Annotated in this window: 17 protein-coding genes; 7 read left to right on the top strand and 10 right to left on the bottom strand. The window is 64.7% G+C overall.

Translation table 11 applies throughout. The features are described 5' to 3' along the window. Positions 1 to 9 precede the first annotated feature (9 nt). On the top strand, positions 10 to 771 hold the full coding sequence (locus GGC64_RS28425; RefSeq protein ID WP_192725881.1) for a superoxide dismutase family protein: 762 nt from the start codon (positions 10 to 12) through the stop codon (positions 769 to 771). Here GGC64_RS28425 and fdxA read toward each other — a convergent pair. The 5 genes from fdxA to GGC64_RS28450 all read right to left on the bottom strand — a co-directional run bounded on the left by fdxA (position 768) and on the right by GGC64_RS28450 (position 5,360). Further along, positions 768 to 1,118 carry a ferredoxin gene (gene fdxA, locus GGC64_RS28430; protein WP_192725882.1) on the bottom strand — a complete coding sequence of 117 codons (351 nt, stop codon included), beginning with the start codon at positions 1,116 to 1,118 and terminating at the stop codon, positions 768 to 770. The genes GGC64_RS28425 and fdxA overlap by 4 nt on opposite strands. 78 nt (positions 1,119 to 1,196) lie before the next feature. Further along, complete coding sequence (nirD, locus tag GGC64_RS28435) at positions 1,197 to 1,541, bottom strand: nitrite reductase small subunit NirD (protein ID WP_192725883.1); 345 nt, start codon at positions 1,539 to 1,541, stop codon at positions 1,197 to 1,199. A gap of 8 nt (positions 1,542 to 1,549) precedes the next feature. Further along, on the bottom strand, positions 1,550 to 4,111 hold the full coding sequence (nirB, locus tag GGC64_RS28440) for a nitrite reductase large subunit NirB (RefSeq protein ID WP_192725884.1): 2,562 nt from the start codon (positions 4,109 to 4,111) through the stop codon (positions 1,550 to 1,552). A gap of 112 nt (positions 4,112 to 4,223) precedes the next feature. Continuing rightward, complete coding sequence (locus GGC64_RS28445) at positions 4,224 to 4,592, bottom strand: hypothetical protein (RefSeq protein WP_192725885.1); 369 nt, start codon at positions 4,590 to 4,592, stop codon at positions 4,224 to 4,226. Between the two features lie 9 nt (positions 4,593 to 4,601). Beyond that, the gene (locus GGC64_RS28450) at positions 4,602 to 5,360 is read right to left on the bottom strand and encodes an isocitrate lyase/phosphoenolpyruvate mutase family protein (RefSeq protein ID WP_192725886.1); all 759 of its coding nucleotides are present in this window, start codon (positions 5,358 to 5,360) and stop codon (positions 4,602 to 4,604) included. Between the two features lie 111 nt (positions 5,361 to 5,471). On the opposite strand from GGC64_RS28450, the gene GGC64_RS28455 reads away from it, so the two are divergent. From GGC64_RS28455 to GGC64_RS28475, 5 genes are read left to right on the top strand one after another with little or no spacing between them, the layout of a single operon-like run. Then, positions 5,472 to 5,762 carry a hypothetical protein gene (locus tag GGC64_RS28455; protein WP_192725887.1) on the top strand — a complete coding sequence of 97 codons (291 nt, stop codon included), beginning with the start codon at positions 5,472 to 5,474 and terminating at the stop codon, positions 5,760 to 5,762. 45 nt (positions 5,763 to 5,807) lie between these two features. Continuing rightward, positions 5,808 to 6,629 (top strand): hypothetical protein, encoded by an 822-nt coding sequence (locus GGC64_RS28460; protein WP_192725888.1) that lies wholly within the window; start codon positions 5,808 to 5,810, stop codon positions 6,627 to 6,629. Between the two features lie 37 nt (positions 6,630 to 6,666). Beyond that, the gene (locus GGC64_RS28465) at positions 6,667 to 8,580 is read left to right on the top strand and encodes a fumarate reductase/succinate dehydrogenase flavoprotein subunit (protein WP_192725889.1); all 1,914 of its coding nucleotides are present in this window, start codon (positions 6,667 to 6,669) and stop codon (positions 8,578 to 8,580) included. Then, positions 8,580 to 9,332: a succinate dehydrogenase/fumarate reductase iron-sulfur subunit gene (locus tag GGC64_RS28470; protein WP_192725890.1), complete on the top strand. Its 753-nt coding sequence runs from the start codon at positions 8,580 to 8,582 to the stop codon at positions 9,330 to 9,332. The genes GGC64_RS28465 and GGC64_RS28470 overlap by 1 nt, the downstream gene beginning before the upstream one ends. Before the next feature lie 51 nt (positions 9,333 to 9,383). Beyond that, the gene (locus tag GGC64_RS28475; protein ID WP_192725891.1) at positions 9,384 to 9,545 is read left to right on the top strand and encodes a hypothetical protein; all 162 of its coding nucleotides are present in this window, start codon (positions 9,384 to 9,386) and stop codon (positions 9,543 to 9,545) included. A 10-nt stretch (positions 9,546 to 9,555) separates the two neighbouring features. Here the strand turns inward: GGC64_RS28475 and GGC64_RS28480 are convergent, their stop codons facing one another. Next, positions 9,556 to 10,041 carry a flavin reductase family protein gene (locus GGC64_RS28480; RefSeq protein WP_192725892.1) on the bottom strand — a complete coding sequence of 162 codons (486 nt, stop codon included), beginning with the start codon at positions 10,039 to 10,041 and terminating at the stop codon, positions 9,556 to 9,558. Positions 10,042 to 10,109: 68 nt separating this feature from the next. On the opposite strand from GGC64_RS28480, the gene GGC64_RS28485 reads away from it, so the two are divergent. Continuing rightward, positions 10,110 to 10,754, top strand: a complete 645-nt coding sequence (locus GGC64_RS28485; protein ID WP_192725893.1) for a GAP family protein — start codon at positions 10,110 to 10,112, stop codon at positions 10,752 to 10,754. On the opposite strand, the gene pe is transcribed toward GGC64_RS28485, so the two are convergent. The 4 genes from pe to GGC64_RS28505 form a co-directional block, all read right to left on the bottom strand. Next, positions 10,751 to 11,890: an acyltransferase PE gene (gene pe / locus GGC64_RS28490; protein ID WP_192725894.1), complete on the bottom strand. Its 1,140-nt coding sequence runs from the start codon at positions 11,888 to 11,890 to the stop codon at positions 10,751 to 10,753. The two genes, GGC64_RS28485 and pe, sit on opposite strands and share 4 nt — an antisense overlap. 38 nt (positions 11,891 to 11,928) lie before the next feature. Next, a complete protein-coding gene (locus tag GGC64_RS28495) occupies positions 11,929 to 13,683 on the bottom strand; it encodes an AMP-binding protein (RefSeq protein ID WP_370582374.1) in 1,755 nt (584 codons plus the stop codon). A 193-nt stretch (positions 13,684 to 13,876) separates the two neighbouring features. Then, positions 13,877 to 16,858, bottom strand: a complete 2,982-nt coding sequence (locus GGC64_RS28500; protein WP_225952490.1) for an RND family transporter — start codon at positions 16,856 to 16,858, stop codon at positions 13,877 to 13,879. A 30-nt stretch (positions 16,859 to 16,888) separates the two neighbouring features. Further along, positions 16,889 to 18,310 carry a condensation domain-containing protein gene (locus GGC64_RS28505; protein WP_192725982.1) on the bottom strand — a complete coding sequence of 474 codons (1,422 nt, stop codon included), beginning with the start codon at positions 18,308 to 18,310 and terminating at the stop codon, positions 16,889 to 16,891. Positions 18,311 to 18,408: the final 98 nt, after the last annotated feature.

An 18,408-nucleotide genomic window follows, 5' to 3' on the forward strand; every position in this document is an offset into this window, starting at 1 on the left:
GCCGCGCTAATGACCAAGCATGTCGCCGCTGCCATCGCTTTGCTCGCCGCGCCTGTTGCCATTGCAAGCGGTTGCGCCAACCAATCGGCCAACAACCCGTCGGCGACGACGACCACCTCCGGGTCCGCGTCCAACGCCCAGCAGCTCACAACGCAGCTCAATACTTCCGACGGCAAACACGTCGCGACTGCCACTATCGATTTCACCAGCGGCTACGCCACGGTCACGGTCGAGACCGCTCAAGCAGGCATCCTCTCGCCCGGCTTCCACGGCCTGCACATCCATGCCGTCGGCAAGTGTGAGGGCGACTTCAGTTCGGCCGGCGAACACTTCCAGGCGTCGGGGCACAGCGGCTCGCCGGCCAGTGGGGATCTGCCGCCGCTCCTGGTGCGCTCGGACGGCTCCGGCAAGCTCGTGGCGACCAGCGACGGCTTCACCGCCGAGGACCTCAAGGGCCCGCAGGGGTCCTCGATCGTGCTTCATCAAAGCGCCGACATGAGCGGCTCGGCGTCCGATCAGCGACTGGCCTGCGGCGTGCTCAGCCCCGTAAACGCGACCAGCACATCGGTATCCGTTTCGACCTCGGTGTCGACGTCGACGGTCACCACCGGAGCGACCACCACTTCCGCTCCGCCAGCCACCGTCACCGAGACGACGCCGTCGTCGACGTCGGTCACCACAACGCCCAGCATGAGCACGAGCACCAGCACCGTCACGGTGATCCAGCCGCCGTCCATCCCGCCGATCACCGTGCCGGCTCCGCCCGGCTAGTGAGGTCCTTCGTTCGGCGGTAGGCCTGCGACATAGGGCGTGTCCACTCCAACCCGGCCCAGCGCGGCAGCGCCGCACGGTGAGCCCAGCGGCGCCTCGTGTCCCGGCAGTACCTCGGTGAAGAACGCGGCGTTGTCGGCGAGGAACTGCCGCTGATCCCCGGGCAGGTCGGTCTCGTAGTAGATCGCGTCCAGGCGGCAGATGAACGCGCATGCACCGCAATCCACGCACTCGTCGGGGTTGATGTAGAGCATGCGGTCGCCTTCGTAAATGCAGTCGACCGGGCAGTCCTGCACACAGGACTTGTCCATGACATCGACGCATGCACTACCGATCACATAGGTCATGCAGTCGACGGTATGGAACTGCTGCGGGAGAAATCTCGGGCCGAAAGTCCTCAATCTCTTGTGCCGAGCGCTGAGAACCTAGACGCCGACCTCGACCTGGCCGTCCACGATGCGGGTGGCGTACACCGGCAGCGTGACCTCGGGGTCGTCCAGGCAGCTGCCGTCGTCAAGCGCGAAGGCCTGCTTCTTGATCGGCGTCTGCACCGTGGCGCGCCCACCGCGGTCGCCAACGATGCCGCGCGACATCACCGCCGCGCCCGAAAACGGGTCGATGTTGCCGATGGCGTACAGCGAACCGTCGTCGAGGCGGAACAGCGCCGCTTGCACACCGCCAGGCAGCAGCACACCAACCCCACGGTTCGGGATCAGGAAGTCGTAACGGCAGGCAGTGGTCCACACTTGCACGTCGTTGAGAAGAGTCATCTGCTGTGTTACCCCCGTACCGTTGGCATGCCGATGGGAACGATGCGGCCTGATCGCTCGGTGAATTCGATGGTCGGATCGGCGACTTCCGGGGCGTTGACGAACGAGACGAACCGCGACAGCTTCTCGGGGTCCTCGAGGACACCCTTCCACTCGCAGGCGTAGCCCGCGACGTGGCGTTCCATCGCCTCCTCGAATTCCGCTGCCAGCCCGAGCGAGTCGTTGCAGACGACCTCGCGCAGGTGATCCATGCCGCCGTCCATCGCCTCGAGCCACGGCGCCGTCCGCTGCAACCGGTCCGCGGTGCGGATGTAGAACATCAGGAACCGGTCGATGTATCGCACCAGCGTTTCGTCGTCCAGGTCGCTTGCCAGCAGTTGCGCATGCCGCGGCGACATGCCGCCGTTGCCGCACACGTAGAGGTTCCAACCCTTTTCGGTGGCGATGACGCCGACGTCCTTGCTCTGCGCTTCCGCGCATTCACGCGCACACCCCGAAACCGCCATCTTGATCTTGTGCGGGGCCCGCAGGCCGCGGTAGCGGTTTTCGATGTTGACCGCCATGTCGACGGAGTCCTGCTGGCCGTACCGGCACCACGTGCTGCCGACGCAGCTCTTCACGGTCCGCAGCGCCTTGCCATACGCGTGGCCGGACTCCATGCCGCCGTCGACAAGACGGCGCCAGATCTCCGGCAGTTGATCCACCCGAGCGCCGAACATGTCGATGCGCTGCCCGCCGGTGATCTTGGTGTAAAGCCCGAAGTCGCGGGCGATCTCGCCGATCAGGATCAACTGCTCAGGGGTGATCTCACCGCCTGGCGAGCGCGGCACCACGGAGTAGCTGCCGTTCTTCTGGATGTTGGCAAGGAAGTGGTCGTTGGAGTCCTGCAGCGAGGCCTGCTCACCGTCGAGGATGTGCTCCGAACTGGTCGACGCGAGGATCGACGCCACCACGGGTTTGCATATGTCGCAACCCTTTCCGGTGCCGAACCGTTCGATCAGTCCGGTGAACGTCCGGACCGACTCGGAAGGCCCAGCGGCGACGATCGAGAACAGCTCCGCGCGTGACTGGGAAAAGTGTTCGCACAATGCCTTTGACTGCTCGACGCCCTCGGCTTCGAGGAGTTGCTTCAGCAGCGGCACGCACGAACCACACGAGGTTCCCGCCTTCGTGCAGCTCTTCAGGGACGGCACGTCGCTGCAGCCGCCGGCGATCGCGTCACACAGCTCGCCCTTGGTGACGGCGTTACACGAGCAGATCTGCGCGGCCGCCGGCAGCGACCCGACACCGAGACCCGCTGCGCCCCCTTCTGATCCGGCCGGCGCGATCAACGCCATCGGGTCGCCGGGCAGTTCTTCGCCGACCATCGGCCGCAGCACGCCGTACGAGGACGCGTCACCGACGAGGATTCCGCCGAGCAGCGTCTTGGCATCGTCCGAAAGCACGAGCTTGGCGTAGGTCTGGTTGACGGCGTCGTTGACGACGACCTCGAGGCAGTTCGGCGTGGTGCCCATCGCGTCGCCGAAGCTGGCCACGTCGACACCGAGCAGTTTGAGCTTGGTCGACATATCGGCTTCGGGGAATTCTGCGGCGCCGCCGAGCAATCGATCGGCGACGACCTCCGCGCTGGTGTAGCCGGGGCCGACAAGGCCGTAGCAGCGCCCTTCGATGGCTGCCACCTCGCCGATCGCATAAACGTTCGGATCCCTTGTCGCACAGGATAAGTCGGTGAGAACGCCGCCGCGGGCGGCGAGCTCGAGACCGGCGTCTCTTGCCAGCTCGTCGCGGGGCCGGACGCCTGCCGCGAAAACGACGAGGCCTGCGTCGATCACGGTGCCATCCGAAAGCGTGACCCGCAGCGAGTCATCGTCGGCGGACCGCCGGACGGGCCGGTTGCGCTGCGTTGGCTCGATCGACGTCGTGCCGACGCCGGTGTGCACGGTGATGCCGAGTTCGCCGATCATCCGGCCGAGCAGCGCACCGCCGGCTTCATCGAGTTGTTGTGCCATCAACCGCGGCGCCATCTCGACGACGTGCGGGGTCAGGCCGAAGGCACGCAGCGCATTCGCGGCTTCCAGACCCAGCAGCCCACCGCCGATCACGACGCCGGCCGCTGCGTGTCCCGATTTGAGCGCACGCTGCGCGTCGGCGCGGATCGCGTCGAGGTCGTCGAGGGTGCGGTACACGTGGCAGCCCGGCAGGTCGTGGCCGGGCACCGGCGGCACGAAAGCATACGAACCGGTGGCCAGCACCAGCGCGTCGTAGGTGACACGGGTTCCGTCGGCCGTGATCACCGTCCTCGCGTTACGGTCGATCTCCGCGACGCGGCTGCTGAGTCGCAGCTCGACCCTGTCATCCCCGGCGTAGTCGTTGCCGGGCAGCGCCAGTTGTGCGCGGTCCCAGTGCTCGGTGTAGCTGGTGAGTCCGACGCGGTCGTATGCGGCGTCGGACTCTTCGGCGAGCACGGTTACCTGCCAGGTTCCCTCGGTATCGCGCGACCGCAGCGCCTCGACGAACCGGTGACCGACCATGCCGTGGCCGACGACCACAACGTTTGATGAAGACCGCATGCAGCCGAGGTTAAGCAGCGGATATTGCCGAAATGTCGCCTGATGTGAACCCGCCATCACGGACTGCTCACCGTCGCCGCCAGACGCATGTGAGCGGTCGGCGGCCGGCTGCCTAGATGTGGCCTGCGTTGGTCGGTGTGGTCGTCAGGTACGGATTTGTGATCGTGCTCGACGTCGTGGTCTCGTCGCCGGGGCCGTCATCGGATGGCGTCGACGCCGGCGGCCCGGTCACGATCGGATTGTCCTGGCTGGTTTGCACACTCGGCAGGGTGTAGCTGCTGCTCGACGACGAGCTGGTCGTGTACGTCGACGAGGTGTCAGACGACGGCGGCAGATCGGTTGGCTCAGGCGGCCGCGACGAGTTGTCGGCAGTGTGGATCACCGCCCACACCAGGATCGCCAGCAGCACGACGGCAGCCACCCCGGCGGCCACTATCACGGGTTGCTGGTCGTGCCAGCTGCCGTCGTCGTCAGGGCTCACGCCGGAATGCTAAGCCCAGCGGGCCAGCATCTCCTTCGAGTACGCCGAAAGCGCCCGCTGCCAAAACGGGCCGAAGCTGATCCGGCCGACGCCAAGCGGCCCGAAGGACGCGGGATCGTCCTGTTCGGGCACTGCGATCGCGTTGATCGGCAGAGGAAGCTCAGTTGCCAAGCGCCGCAACGTATCCGGGTCGTGTCGACCAACCGGATACAGTGAATCCGCTCCGGCGGCCGCCGCCTCTTTCATGCGCGCGATTGCGCGATCCACCCGATCGGACTCGTCACCGTCCTGGCGCAGGAACAGATCCGTGCGGGCGTTGACCACCACGTGCACGCCGGCGGTATCGGCCGCCTTGCGCAGTGCGCCGACAAGCTCGGCGTGCTCGCTTGACGACCGCAGCCGTCCGCCTTCGCTGTGCACGGTGTCCTCGATGTTGAGGCCGACCGCGCCTGCCTCCAGCAGACCGGTGATCAGCCGGGTGGCCGGTTCGGCGTAGCCCGATTCCAGGTCGACGGACACCGGCACGTCGACGGCGGAGGTGATCTGCTTGACGCGGGTCACCACGTCGTCGAACGACATGCCCTCCGCGTCGGCCTTGCCAACCGAATCGGCCATCGGGTGGCTGCCCACCGTCAGCGCGACGAAGCCGGCGTCGACCGCCAGCCGGGCCGACCACGCGTCCCACACCGTCGGCAGAACCACCGGATTGCCCGGCTGGTGCAGGGCCAGCAATGTATCTGCGCGCTGCTTGAGGACCTCGCTGGACATAGACCTACCTCCGGTTCGCTGACGTGACCTGTCTCACTCCAAACCCCCTGATGTAACTAACATCGGGTGTCGTACTGTGATCCGAGACACCCTTCAGCCCAAGGAGGTCAAATGTCGAGCACTACCGAACTTACCGAGCTGCACGAGCTAATCGGAAGCCTGCGGCGGTGCGTGACATCGTTGGCGTCGAAGTACGGGGACAGCCCCGCAACCCGCCGCATTGTCAATGACGCCGAACGCATTCTCAACGACATCGACCGACTCGACATCGACGCCGAGGAGCTGGAGCTCACCCGGGGCGTGACGCGCCATCACCACGGCGCCGAGAAGATCACCATCCCCGACACCCCCTACGACACCGCCTTCTGGGGCGATGAGGACGACAGAGGAGTCGCCGGCTAGCGCCGCGGCCACCTCAGCGGGACATAACCACACCGAAAGGGAAACGTGAGCGCACCCACCGCCGACCGCAAAGCGACCGGCGTCTTTTCACCGAGCCGTGCCCAGATTCCAGAGCGCACCCTGCGCACCGACCGGTGGTGGCAGTCACCGCTGATCGTCGACCTTGGCTTCGCGGTCTTTTTGATCTACGCGACGGTGCGGGCGTTCCTGCAGAACAACTACTACGTCCCCCAGTACCACTACCTGACGCCGTTCTACTCGCCGTGCATCAGCAAGGGTTGCGTCCCTGAGGCCAGTCACTTCTGGCCGCAGATCCTGCCCGACGTGTGGTGGTTGCCCTACGCGGCGATGACACTGCCGTTCCTACTGCTGTTCCGGCTGACCTGCTACTACTACCGCGGCGCCTACTACCGGTCGGTGTGGCAGGCACCCACCGCATGCGCAGTGGCCGAGCCCCACGCGAAATACACTGGTGAGACACGGTTTCCGTTGATCCTGCAGAACTCGCATCGCTATTTCTTCTACATCGCGGCGCTCATCTCGGTGATCAACACCTACGACGCGATCATCGCCTTCCAGTCACCATCGGGCTTTGGCTTCGGCCTGGGCAACGTCATCCTCGTCATCAACGTCGTCCTGTTGTGGACGTACACGCTGTCGTGCCACTCCTGCCGCCACGTCGTCGGCGGGCGCCTCAAGAATTTCTCCAAACACCCTGTGCGCTACTGGTTCTGGACCCAGGTGAGCGCGTTGAACACCAGGCACAAGACATACGCATGGATCACCCTTGGGACGCTGATACTCACCGATCTCTACATCGCTGTGGTGGCCAGCGGCACCATTTCCGATCTCAGATTCATTGGCTGACAGACTTTTCCGAGAGCAACAGTAGTGAGGTTTATTTATGGCTGACATCGAACGGCACGAATACGACGTGGTCGTGATCGGTGCCGGCGGCGCGGGTTTACGTGCTGTCATCGAGGCACGCGAACGCGGTTTGAAGGTCGCCGTGGTCTGTAAGTCGTTGTTCGGCAAGGCACACACCGTGATGGCCGAGGGCGGCTGCGCGGCGGCGATGGGCAATGCCAACCCGAAGGACAACTGGCAGGTCCACTTCAAAGACACCATGCGCGGCGGGAAGTTCCTGAACAACTGGCGGATGGCCGAACTGCACGCCAAGGAGGCCCCCGACCGCGTCTGGGAGCTGGAAACCTACGGGGCGCTGTTCGACCGCACCAAGGACGGCCGCATCAGCCAGCGCAACTTCGGTGGACACACCTACCCGCGCCTGGCCCACGTCGGCGACCGCACCGGGCTGGAGATCATCCGCACCCTCCAGCAGAAGATCGTCTCGCTGCAGCAGGAGGACAAGGCCGAGTTCGGCGACTACGAGGCCCGCATCAAGGTTTTCCACGAGTGCACCATCACCGACCTGATCAAGGATGGGGATCGGATCGCGGGAGCCTTCGGCTACTGGCGCGAGAGCGGACGCTTCATCCTGTTCGAGACGCCTGCCGTGGTGATGGCCACCGGCGGAATCGGCAAGTCCTACAAGGTGACCTCGAACTCATGGGAGTACACCGGCGACGGGCATGCGCTTGCGCTGCGCGCAGGCGCGACGCTGATCAACATGGAGTTCGTCCAGTTCCACCCGACGGGCATGGTGTGGCCGCCCAGCGTGAAGGGCATCCTCGTCACCGAGGGTGTACGCGGCGACGGCGGAGTGCTGAAGAACTCCGAAGGCACCCGGTTCATGTTCGATTACATCCCGCCGGTGTTCAAAGGTCAGTACGCGGAGAGCATCGAAGAGGCCGACCAGTGGCTCAAGGACAACGACTCCGCGCGCCGCACCCCCGACCTGCTGCCCCGCGACGAGGTGGCCCGCGCCATCAACTCCGAGGTGAAGGCCGGGCGTAATTCGCCGCACGGTGGCGTGTTCCTCGACATCGCGTCGCGGCTGCCCGCCGAGGAGATCAAGCGCAGGCTGCCGTCGATGTACCACCAGTTCATGGAGCTGGCCGAGGTCGACATCACCAAGGAGCCGATGGAAGTAGGGCCGACCTGCCACTACGTGATGGGCGGCATCGAGGTCGACCCCGACACCGGCGCCGCCAAGACGCCCGGACTGTTCGCCGCCGGCGAGTGCTCCGGCGGCATGCACGGCAGCAACCGGCTGGGCGGCAATTCGCTGTCGGACCTGCTGGTCTTCGGCCGCCGCGCCGGCCTCGGCGCTTCCGATTACGTGCGGGCGCTGCCGGAGCGGCCCAAGGTCTCCGACGAGGCCCTCGCGGACGCTTCCAAGCTGGCGTTGGCGCCGTTCGACGGCCCGACCAACGGCGATCGCGCCGAGAACCCCTACACGCTGCAACTCGACCTTCAAGACACGATGAACAACCTGGTCGGCATCATCCGCAAGGCCGATGAGGTGACCGAGGCGCTGGACAGGCTGCAGGAGTTGCGCGAGCGCTACAAGAAGGTCCAGGTTGAAGGCCATCGGCAGTTCAACCCGGGTTGGCATCTGGCCATCGACCTGCGCAACATGCTGCTGGTCAGCGAGTGCATCGCGAAGGCCGCGCTGGAGCGCACGGAGAGCCGCGGTGGCCACACCCGCGACGACTACCCGTCGATGGACGCGTCGTGGCGCAAGACGCTTCTGGTGTGCCGCGCCGAGGGTGACACCGTGGTGCCCGACATCAGCATCACCCATGAGGACCAGGTGCCGATGCGCGATGACCTCCTCGAGCTCGTCGACATCGAGGAACTCGAGAAGTACTTCACCCCAGACGAACTCGTCAACCACCCGGCAAGGAGAAGCTGATGGCCTATCAAGCGAAGCTGCGGGTGTGGCGTGGTGACGACGACGGCGGCGCGCTGCAGGACTTCTCCGTGGACGTCAACGAGGGCGAGGTGGTGCTCGACATCATCCATCGCCTGCAGCAGACGCAGGCAGGCGACCTGGCGGTCCGGTGGAACTGCAAGGCAGGCAAGTGCGGTTCCTGCTCGGCCGAGATCAACGGCAGGCCGAAGTTGATGTGCATGACCCGGATGTCCACGTTCGACCCGGCCGACACCATCACGATCACGCCGTTGCGGACGTTCCCCGTCATTCGCGACCTGGTCACCGATGTGTCGTTCAACTACGAAAAGGCCAGGGAGATACCGTCATTCGCGCCGCCGAAGGATCTGCAGCCGGGCGAGTACCGGATGATGCAGGAGGACGTGAACCGGTCACAGGAGTTCCGCAAGTGCATCGAGTGCTTCCTGTGCCAGAACACCTGCCACGTCGTGCGTGACCACGAAGAGAACAAGCAGGCGTTCGCCGGTCCGCGGTATCTGATGCGCCAGACCGAACTCGACATGCATCCGCTCGACACGCACGACCGTCGTGCGGTGCAGGCGCAGGAGGAAAACGGCCTTGGCTTCTGCAACATCACCAAGTGCTGCACCGAGGTCTGCCCCGAGCACATCAAGATCACGGACAACGCGCTGATCCCGCTCAAGGAGCGGGCGGCCGATCGCAAGTACGACCCGATCGTGTGGCTCGGCGACAAGCTGTTCCGACGGAGCTGAGCGCGGGTACTCTCGCAGAAAAGCGGCCAATCAACGACGAAAGGCAGCGCAATGCCCCTGCGAGAGCCCAGAAGCATCAATGACATTCGTACCGCGATTCGTGAGCTGAGCACACGCGCGGAGCTGGCCCGCAAAGAAGGCAGGCCGGCCGACGCTGAAGAACTCGAACAGCGCGTCCAGGGCTATCGCGAGGAGCTTGCCGACCGTCCCTGAACCGGCACCGCTAGGCGCCGAGCCGACGAAATGTGCTGCGGTGAAACACAATCGGCGGCACGTCGGCATGCACGGTGATATCGCTGACCCGCAGAATCACTATGGTGTGATCGCCGGCAGGGACCAGCTGCTCGATCGCGCTTTCCAGCCACACACTCGTACCGGAGATGAATACCGCACCCGACTCCCGCGACACGGTCTCCAGGCCCGCGAACCGGTCGCCTGTCTTGGCTGCCAGCGTGCGGGCGGCGGCATCGTGGGCCTCGCCGAGCACGCTGATGCCCAGTGCGGGCAGGCCCTTCAGCTTCGGCCACGTCTCGGAGGTGTTCTGTACGCAAAACGACACCAGCGGCGGGTCGAGTGACACCGGGACAAACGTGCTTGCCGCCAGCCCGATCCTGGTGCCGTCTACCTCCGCGGCTATCGCGATGACGCCGGAGGGGAAATGCCCGAACGCTTCCCGCAGCGTGGTCGGGGTGAGATCGGTATCGCTCATCGACTCCATCTTCACACGCGGCCGGTAGCGGTGACCATCGTCGCGCTCACGGTAGCCTGTGGCCCGATATGTGGATAACGCTCCTGGCGATGGCCATTGCGGTCAGCCTGGAGCCGTTCCGGATCGGCATGACCGTCCTGATGATCAACCGGCCGCGACCGGGTCTACAACTACTGGCCTTCCTGACCGGCGGATTCGCGATGGGCCTCGCGGTGGGCGTGATCGTGCTGTTCGTTTTTCGGCCAGCCTTGGGGTCAGCCCATTTCACGCTGCCACGGGTCCAGATCGTCGTCGGCGTGGTGCTGTTGCTCAACGCCGCCGTGGTTGCCACCCGCGTGGGTTTTGCATCAGAGCGATTTGAACCGCTCGCGACACGCATCCAGCAACTACGCAACGGCCGGTCGCTGTGGACGGCGGGCGTCGCGGGCCTCGGCATCGCGCTGCCGTCCGTCGACTACCTCGCCGTGCTGGCGCTCATCGTCGCCTCGGGTGCGGCGGCCTCGGTTCAGTTCGGCGCCCTACTGCTGTTCAACGTGGTGGCGTTCGGGTTCGTCGAGATCCCTCTCGTGTGCTTCTTGCTGGCCCCTGACCGCACCCGCGCAATGCTGTCGGCAGTGCAGGACTGGCTGCGATCGCGGCGGCGGCGCGCGGTCGCGATGCTGCTGACCGCGGTCGGATGCGTGCTGCTCGTCGCAGGGTTGGCCGGGCTCTAGCCGCCCGGATGATTCAGCACGTACTGCATGCCGGCGAGGAGTTGTGAGACAGGATCGGCACCCCCGCCGAAGGCCGCCTGTGTCGCCGGTGCGGTCGCCGCCGCCGGGTCGTAGCCGCGCACCGGATCCACCGTGATCGGAGCGGTCAGCGGATTGTCGTTTCGCGAATAGCCCGCATCCACCATCGGTTTCAGTACCCCGTCGAGCTGATTCAGCGTGCCTTCATCCACCCCGAGGTACTTGAACGGCAACACCAGCGGAAGGTGCTGTTCGGGGATCAGGTACGTCGTCGTCTTGGCGCCCCTGGAGTTGACGGTCGTCCTGATGTTCTCCGGCGGCACGTTGCTCGGGTTGGTGAACGCCACCGCGGTGTGACCGGTCGCGAGGCCCACGACCGCGTTCAATACCGACATCCAGTTGTCCGACCTGTCGGGCCAGTCGGCGATGCTGTCGTACGCAGAGACGAATTGGTATGTGTCGTACTGGCTTTCCACCGGTGCCGGCATGCGGAAGTCGAGGGAAGGTACGACGCTGCCGACGGGAAACATCTGCGTCAGGAAACTCTCGCCGAAGGCGTGCTTGGCAAGCGGATCGCCATACGTCGCGAAGCTCAAGGTGTTCGGCGGCGGCGCGGTCGGATCGTTCGCGAGCTTCGCCTGCACGGCGTCGAGCACCATCGCACCCTCGGACAAGCCGATCGTGGTGCCGGGACCGCCGTTGCGGATCGCCGTTTCGAGGTTGCCCTCACCCTCGTCGACCGACTCGCCGATGCTGGGACCGTCGATGCCAAGACCCGGGAAGCCGACATCAAGCTGGCCTATCCCCGGAAACAACCTCTCGAGAGTGTGGCCCTGAACCTGACCCGCGGGATAGCCGACGATCTGTCGATCCAATCCCGGGAACCAGTCGGCACCCGTGCGCTTGATGTACTCGTCGTAGGGAATGCCGAGCACGTGCGCACCGCCCAGCGCGTACCCGCGGCCGGGGGTCCCCAACGGCGGTGGCCCGTTGTCCGGCGCCCCGTGGTCAGGCGTCCACCCGGCCAGTGAATCATCGGCTGCGGCAGTCCCGACACCGAAAAAGCCTGTGGCGCCTACGGTTACCAGCGCACTGACCGATGCAACCAGTCTCCGCATTCCCACTCTCCAGACCTTACTCCGCCTACCGGCCCGCTTTAGGCGTCCAACCGAACGAACTGGTCCCGCCGGTACTGCTCGGCGCAGGCGGCGCGCCGGACCTTGCCGCTCGTCGTGGTGGGGATCGAGCCGGGAGGCACCAGAACCAGATCACCGACATTCAGGCCGTGCGCGTTGGATATCGCGGAGGTGACATCGCTTTTGACCTCACTGAGCCAGCGCGTCGCCTCTGTCTCTGCCGCGGAATCTCCACGCTTCTTGACTTCGACGACGGTCACCAACTTCTCCGTGCTGTTCACCGGAACCGAAATCGCCGCGACCCGACCGCGGGTGATTTCTTGGACCGTCGCCTCGATGTCCTCGGGGAAATGATTGCGGCCGCGAATGATCAACATGTCCTTGATGCGGCCGACGATGAACAACCCGCCATCTGACATGAAGCCCAAATCGCCCGTTCGTAGCCAGGGCCCGTCACCCGTGCCAGGCGAAGGGGCACCCAGCGTTGCGCCGAAGCACTGCTGCTCCTCCGGCGATCTGCTCCAGTAGCCGTCGGCGACATTGTCGCCATGCACCCAGATCTCCCCGACGACGTTCTGCGGGCATTCCAGGCTTGTGTCGACGTCGACGATCCGCACCGCCGGTGACGGCGGCAGTTCGTATCGCACCAGGGCTGAGCCTGTCCCGCGCGGACATCGCACAGCGCTGCCCGCGGACAATTCGTCCGCATCGAAATGGGCCGCCCCCGACGAATCACTCCAGGTGCCACTCGCCACGAAGACGGTCGCCTCCGCCAGTCCGTACGAAGGACGCAGCATGTGGTCGCGAAAATTGAAGTGCGCAAACCGATCTGAGAAACGTTCCAGGGTGGACGGTTCGACCCGTTCGGCGCCGTTGATGATGGCGTGCACCCCGCCGAGGTCGAGCCCGGCGAGATCACTGTCGGCCGTTTGTCGAGCTGCCAGGTCGAAGGCGAAGTTGGGCGCGGCCGAAAACGCACGAGAATTCTGCGCCAGTGCTCGCAGCCATCTGGCCGGCCTTTCCACGAACGCAGTCGGACTCGTCAAGACGGCGGGATGTCCGCTCAGGATCGGCCCGCAGATGCCCATCATCAAGCCCATGTCGTGGTAGAAGGGCAACCACGACACGAACGTGGCATCGGTGGCGGTTTTGGCGTGTGCACCCCCGAAATAAGAGCGCATCAGCTGCTCGAAATTCGTCTGCAGGTTGTGGTGCGAGATCATCACGCCGGTCGGCAGCCGGGTCGAACCCGAGCTGTACTGCAGATACGCGGTGTTGGGGAAATCGGCCGTCGAAAAGGCGGCCCCGCCCTCGGCGTCCAGATTGATCGAATCGATTTCGACGACCTTCGGAACAACATCAACGGGTGCTCGATCGATATAGCCGGCGACGTCGTCGGCAACCGCAGACGTGGTGAGGACAACCGTAGGCGCGGCGTCACCCAGCACCGCACTCAGCCGATCCTGACCCGAGCCGCGATGGGGCAGCGGCAGCGGCACCGCGACGAGGCCCGCCTGCATGGCTCCCAGGAATGCCACGACGTAATCCAGACTTTGCGGAGCCAGGATCACCACCCGGTCTCCTGCCGCCGCGTGAAGGCTTAGCTCAACCGCCACGTTCAAGGTTCGGCGGGATAATTGCGACCACGTGAGAGTCTCGGAAACACCCGCCGGGACACTGGCGTAGTCGGTGAAGGTGAACGCTGCGTCGCCGGGCCGCAGGGCGGCACGGCCGTGCAGCATCGAGAGAATCGTTGCTTGGGGCGTAGGTGTCACGTCACATCCGTACTAACTCGCTCAATCCGTCGGCTCGGCGCCATTCTCGGCTGGGACCTCGAAAGTCGCTGTACGACTTGTAATTAACGACATCGTAAGTCAGGGCGAAGAGGTTTTTCATTCCTTTACATGACCCATCGACTTTCCCTTGAAGTTTCACACACATCGCTTCTGCGCGCCGACCCCGCCGTTGCTAGGCGCGTCGTACCGGTTGCTGCCTGCTCAGTCGTGAGGGCCACCAGTTTGCCCGCCCCACCAATGTCGCCATGGCGGGCACTGTGACGGTCCGTACCAGGAAGGTGTCCAACAGGACGCCGACACCGATCAAAAACCCGCCCTGGACCACGGTGGTGATGCTGGAAAACAGCAGACCGGACATCGAGGCGGCAAAGATCAACCCAGCCGCAGTGATCACCCCGCCGGTCGACGTCAGGGTGCGCATCACGCCGTAGCGCATGCCGTGCGGAGACTCGTCGCGCATTCGCGAGACGAACAGCAGGTTGTAGTCGGCGCCCACCGCGACCAGCACCACGAAGGCCAGTGGGGGCACGCTCCAGTGCAATTGTTGGCCGAGCAGGTACTGAAAGGTCAAGACGCTGATACCGAGTGCGGCAAAGTACGAGATGACCACGGAGCCAACCAGATACAGCGGCGCGACGATCGCGCGCAGCAGCACCATCAGGATGAGCAGCACGACGATCAACGTCACGACGATGATGAACCGGATGTCGTGCTCGTAATAGTCGCGGGTATCCCGCAGCGAGGCGGGGAATCCGCCCATCGTGATCTTGGCGTCGGCCAATTGGGTGTTCGGTTGTGCGCTTCGAGCGGCGTCGGTGATCGCATTCACCTGATCCATCGCTTCGGCACTGAACGGGTTCAGCGTGGTTTGCACCAGATACCGGGCCGTGTGGCCGTCGGCCGAGATATAAATCTTCGCGGCCTTCTTGAAGTCGTCGAGTTGAAGAACCTGGGCGGGAAGATTGAAGCCCGCCATCGACGGATCCGCCGCGTCGTTTCGCATCGCCAACAAGAACGCGGCCGCCTCGTCGAGTCCGTCGCCCATCAGCTTGACCTGGCCGACGAGTTGGTCCACTCCGCCCGCCACCTGCCGGCTCCCGTCTGCCAACTTGTTCGCGTTCTGCCTGGCCTGGGTCAGGCCCGCCTGCAGCCCACCGGGTTTGTCGAGACCCATGCTGCGTATCGCCGAACTGAACTGCGAGAGCGCATCGTTGAGTTGTTTCACCGTGGCGTTGAGGGTCTGCTTGTCGCCGAACCCCTGCAGTTGCCCGGCCAGGGTGTTGATCTGGTCGAGGCGCCCGTCGTCACGCGCGGCCATCAACTTCTGAAACTGCATGCGGGTATCGCTGCATGAGGGGTTGGCGTCGCAGACGGCGTTGCCGTTCAACGCCATCAACACCGGACCGATCCACCCGAACATGTCCTTGACGCTCGAGAAGTTCATGCCCATCGAATTGCCGAGCGCGTTGACGCTCTGCACGAGCTGTGCGGCCGTGTCGACCTGCTGGACCAGCTTGTTTCCGCCGAATTGGCCTCGCATCGAGTTGAACGCGTCGATCAGCCGCTGCATGCTGGGGGCGATCCGGTTGATTTGAGCGCGCACGTCGCTGAGGCTGGCGGCCAGCGTGCCTGCGCCGTCCTGCAACCGGTTGAGGTCCTTGGAATTGTCGCTGATCACGGCCGAGCCCTGCGCCATCCGATCGCCGACGATGCCCGCCTGATAGGTGGCCCTGAACTCCTGCGGCACTTCTCCGGTGGGTCGGGTGAGGCCGCTGACGAGACCGATGTTCGGCAGTTGGCTGACCCGTTGTGCCATCTGCTCCAGGTCCGCGAGGGCCTGCGGCGTGCGCAGGTCGCGGGGGGACTCGACCAGGACGTATTCGGGTACGGCCTGGCTGATGGGGAAGTGGCGCTCCAGTGCGGCGTACCCGATCGAACTCGACGCCGATGACCCGAGGGCTTTGCGGTCGTCGTAGTTGTAATGCACCAAGGTTGCGCAGCTCGCGAGGATCAGAAGGACGACCAGGCTGCCGACCAGATGGGCCTTCGGCCGCCGCACGATGCGGGCCCCCGACCGTCGCCAGAACCGGCTGGTGAGTTCGCGCCGCGGCTTGACCCAGCCGCGCGGCCCGGCGAGGACCAGGATGGCAGGAAGCAATGTGATTGCGGCGAGGTATGCCACGCCCACCCCGATCGCGCACGCCACACCGACCGTCGAGAACACCCCCATCCGGGCAAAGCTGATCCCGAGAAAGGTGATTCCGACGGTGGCCGCAGATGCGGTGATCACCTTGCCGATCGAGATCAACGCCCGCTTCACCGCGCCATCGAGATCTGCGCCCTGGCGTAGATAGTCGTGATAGCGGCTGATGAGAAAGACCGCGTAGTCGGTTCCCGCGCCGGCGATCATCGCGGAGAGAAATATGACGGACTGGTTCGAGACACCTATGCCGAACAGATCGGACACCCGGGCCACTACGGCCTGTGCGGTCACCAGAGCCGCGCCGATCGCCGCCAGCGGCAGGAGCATCGTGACCGGGTTGCGGTACACCACCAGCAGTACGAGAAGCACCAGGACGCCGATCGCGATCTCGATCGGGAGGCGATCGTGCTCGCCCGCGACAGTCAGGTCGGCAACCGTGGCCGCGGGTCCGGTCACGTGCACAGCCATGGGGCTGCCAGCCGCGTTTTGTTTGACGACGTCGGCAACCCGGTTGTAGGCCGCATATGCGTGCGGCGTGCCCAACTCGCCCGCGAGCCCGACCGGTAACACCCACGTCGTCTTGTCCTTGCTCGTCAGGAACGGGCGCAGTTGCGGGGTGGTGAAGAAGTCCTGAACCATCACGACATCTGTGACGTCGTCGCGTAGCGCGTCGACCACCTTGCGGTAGGTGGCCTCGTCGGCGGGCTTGAGCCCGGATTCGTTGATGAACGCAACGATTAAGAGGTTCTCCGAACCCGACTCATGAAACGCGTCTGCCATCTGTCGGGCGGCGACACTCGACGGTGCGTCGTTGGGCAGGATGGCGAGCGGATGCCTCTGGGCCATCTCGTTCAGACTCGGGGACGTCAGCGGAAGCGCAATCGCAATCGCGATCCAGACCCCGACCACCACCCAGGGCCACCGCACCACAAGATCCGCTAGCCGTCGCATATCGCCCTCACTTCGCCCCGAACTCGCAAGCTATGCGACCCGTCCCCACTGCCCGCTGTCAGCCACCCGGATGGCCACCGACTTCATCGCCTCCATGTAGCGGGTGACAGACTTCCTGGCGACGGGGTTGTCGGGATGCATGATCGCCATCACGGTCCCCTCCCCGTACCGGAAGATGTAGATCGTCAATTGGTATGAGAACCGGCCGTCAGGATAGATACCGACGTTGTCGGCGAGACCCATGTCGGCGGCCGCGAGAATGGCATTCAGCGGCGCCGCGCCACCGTGAAAGAAGTTCGACACCGGGAAGTTCGGTCGCGGCCACTGTAGCCACGGCGCCAACTCCAACACTCGGTAATACGGCACTCGCGACATGTCCAGGCCTGAATCGAAGGAGGCCTGCGCCGCCCACGCGGCATCGGCGAACGAGGTCGCGGCGATCGGGACGGTGATCGGGATCAAACCGGTGAACCAGCCCTGCGTCATGAAATTATCGCCGCCGGTGCGGGAATCCCGCGGTGTCAGGCCGTAATAGGTGAGAGCACCGGTGAATTCGTGCTCCACCAGGCCGAGGCAGGCGAACAGACCGCCGACGAAGCGTGCGCCGGCCGCCGTGCAGGCCGATTCGAATCGCTCCGTCTGTTCCGGGCTCATCAGGACCAACGAGGTCATGTCGCTGCTCGTCGACTCATTCGGGTTGCCCAGCGGAAGAGGGAACTCCGGAAACCCGTCGCGGTTGTTTTCGGCGAAGTCGATCCATGCGCGTACGCCTGGCGAATCCACCGTCAACGCTGACGTGTACTCGCGTTCGCGGACACAGAAATCGCTGAAGCTACCGGCGTCGGGAAGAGGGAGGGCCTGACCGCCCTCGCTCAGCGCCGAATACATTCCGTTGGCCTCCATCATCGTGGTGCCGATCAGCGTCGCGTCGCCGTGCACGTGATCCATGGCGGCAAAGAAGGTGAAGTGGCTCTCCTGCTGGACGATCCCGAACGTGAAGCAGCCCCATTCCAACGGACTCGGGATGTCCACCACGTGAGCATGAATCTCGTCGAGCGTCAGGTAGCCCTGTTCGATCGGCACGAATTCGATGTCAGCCGGATCTTCGATGGCATGCCGGACGAACTCTCCGTCGCTGGTCTGTTCGAACCAGCTGCGAAACGTGTCGTGCCGACGCAGATACGCGTTGACGGCCTGGTCCATGGCAGAAACGTCACACTGGCCGGCCATCTCGCAGCTGGCGATGATTTGCCGCGAGAAGTTCAAGCCTGCGGTTGTCCGATTGCAGTAGTTACGAAGATGTTGCGTCTGCATGTAACTGATCGGCACCGAACTGACCGGCGCCCGGCGCGCCGTTTCGACGGCCGCGGCAGTCGGATGCCAGGACGTGACCAAGCCGGGCTGCAGTGACCATTCACCAAGCGCGCCAACGGTGATCTTTCCAATCCGCAAAACTTCGTCCTCCCCGATCAGCCGGCTCCGGATCCGCCACCACTCGTGGCTGGACCAACATACCTTCGGTTCGCGGGCGCCAGCCCGCACCCGAATCC

Origin of the sequence: Mycobacterium sp. OAS707, from assembly GCF_014873705.1 — a bacterium.
GTDB lineage: Bacteria > Actinomycetota > Actinomycetes > Mycobacteriales > Mycobacteriaceae > Mycobacterium.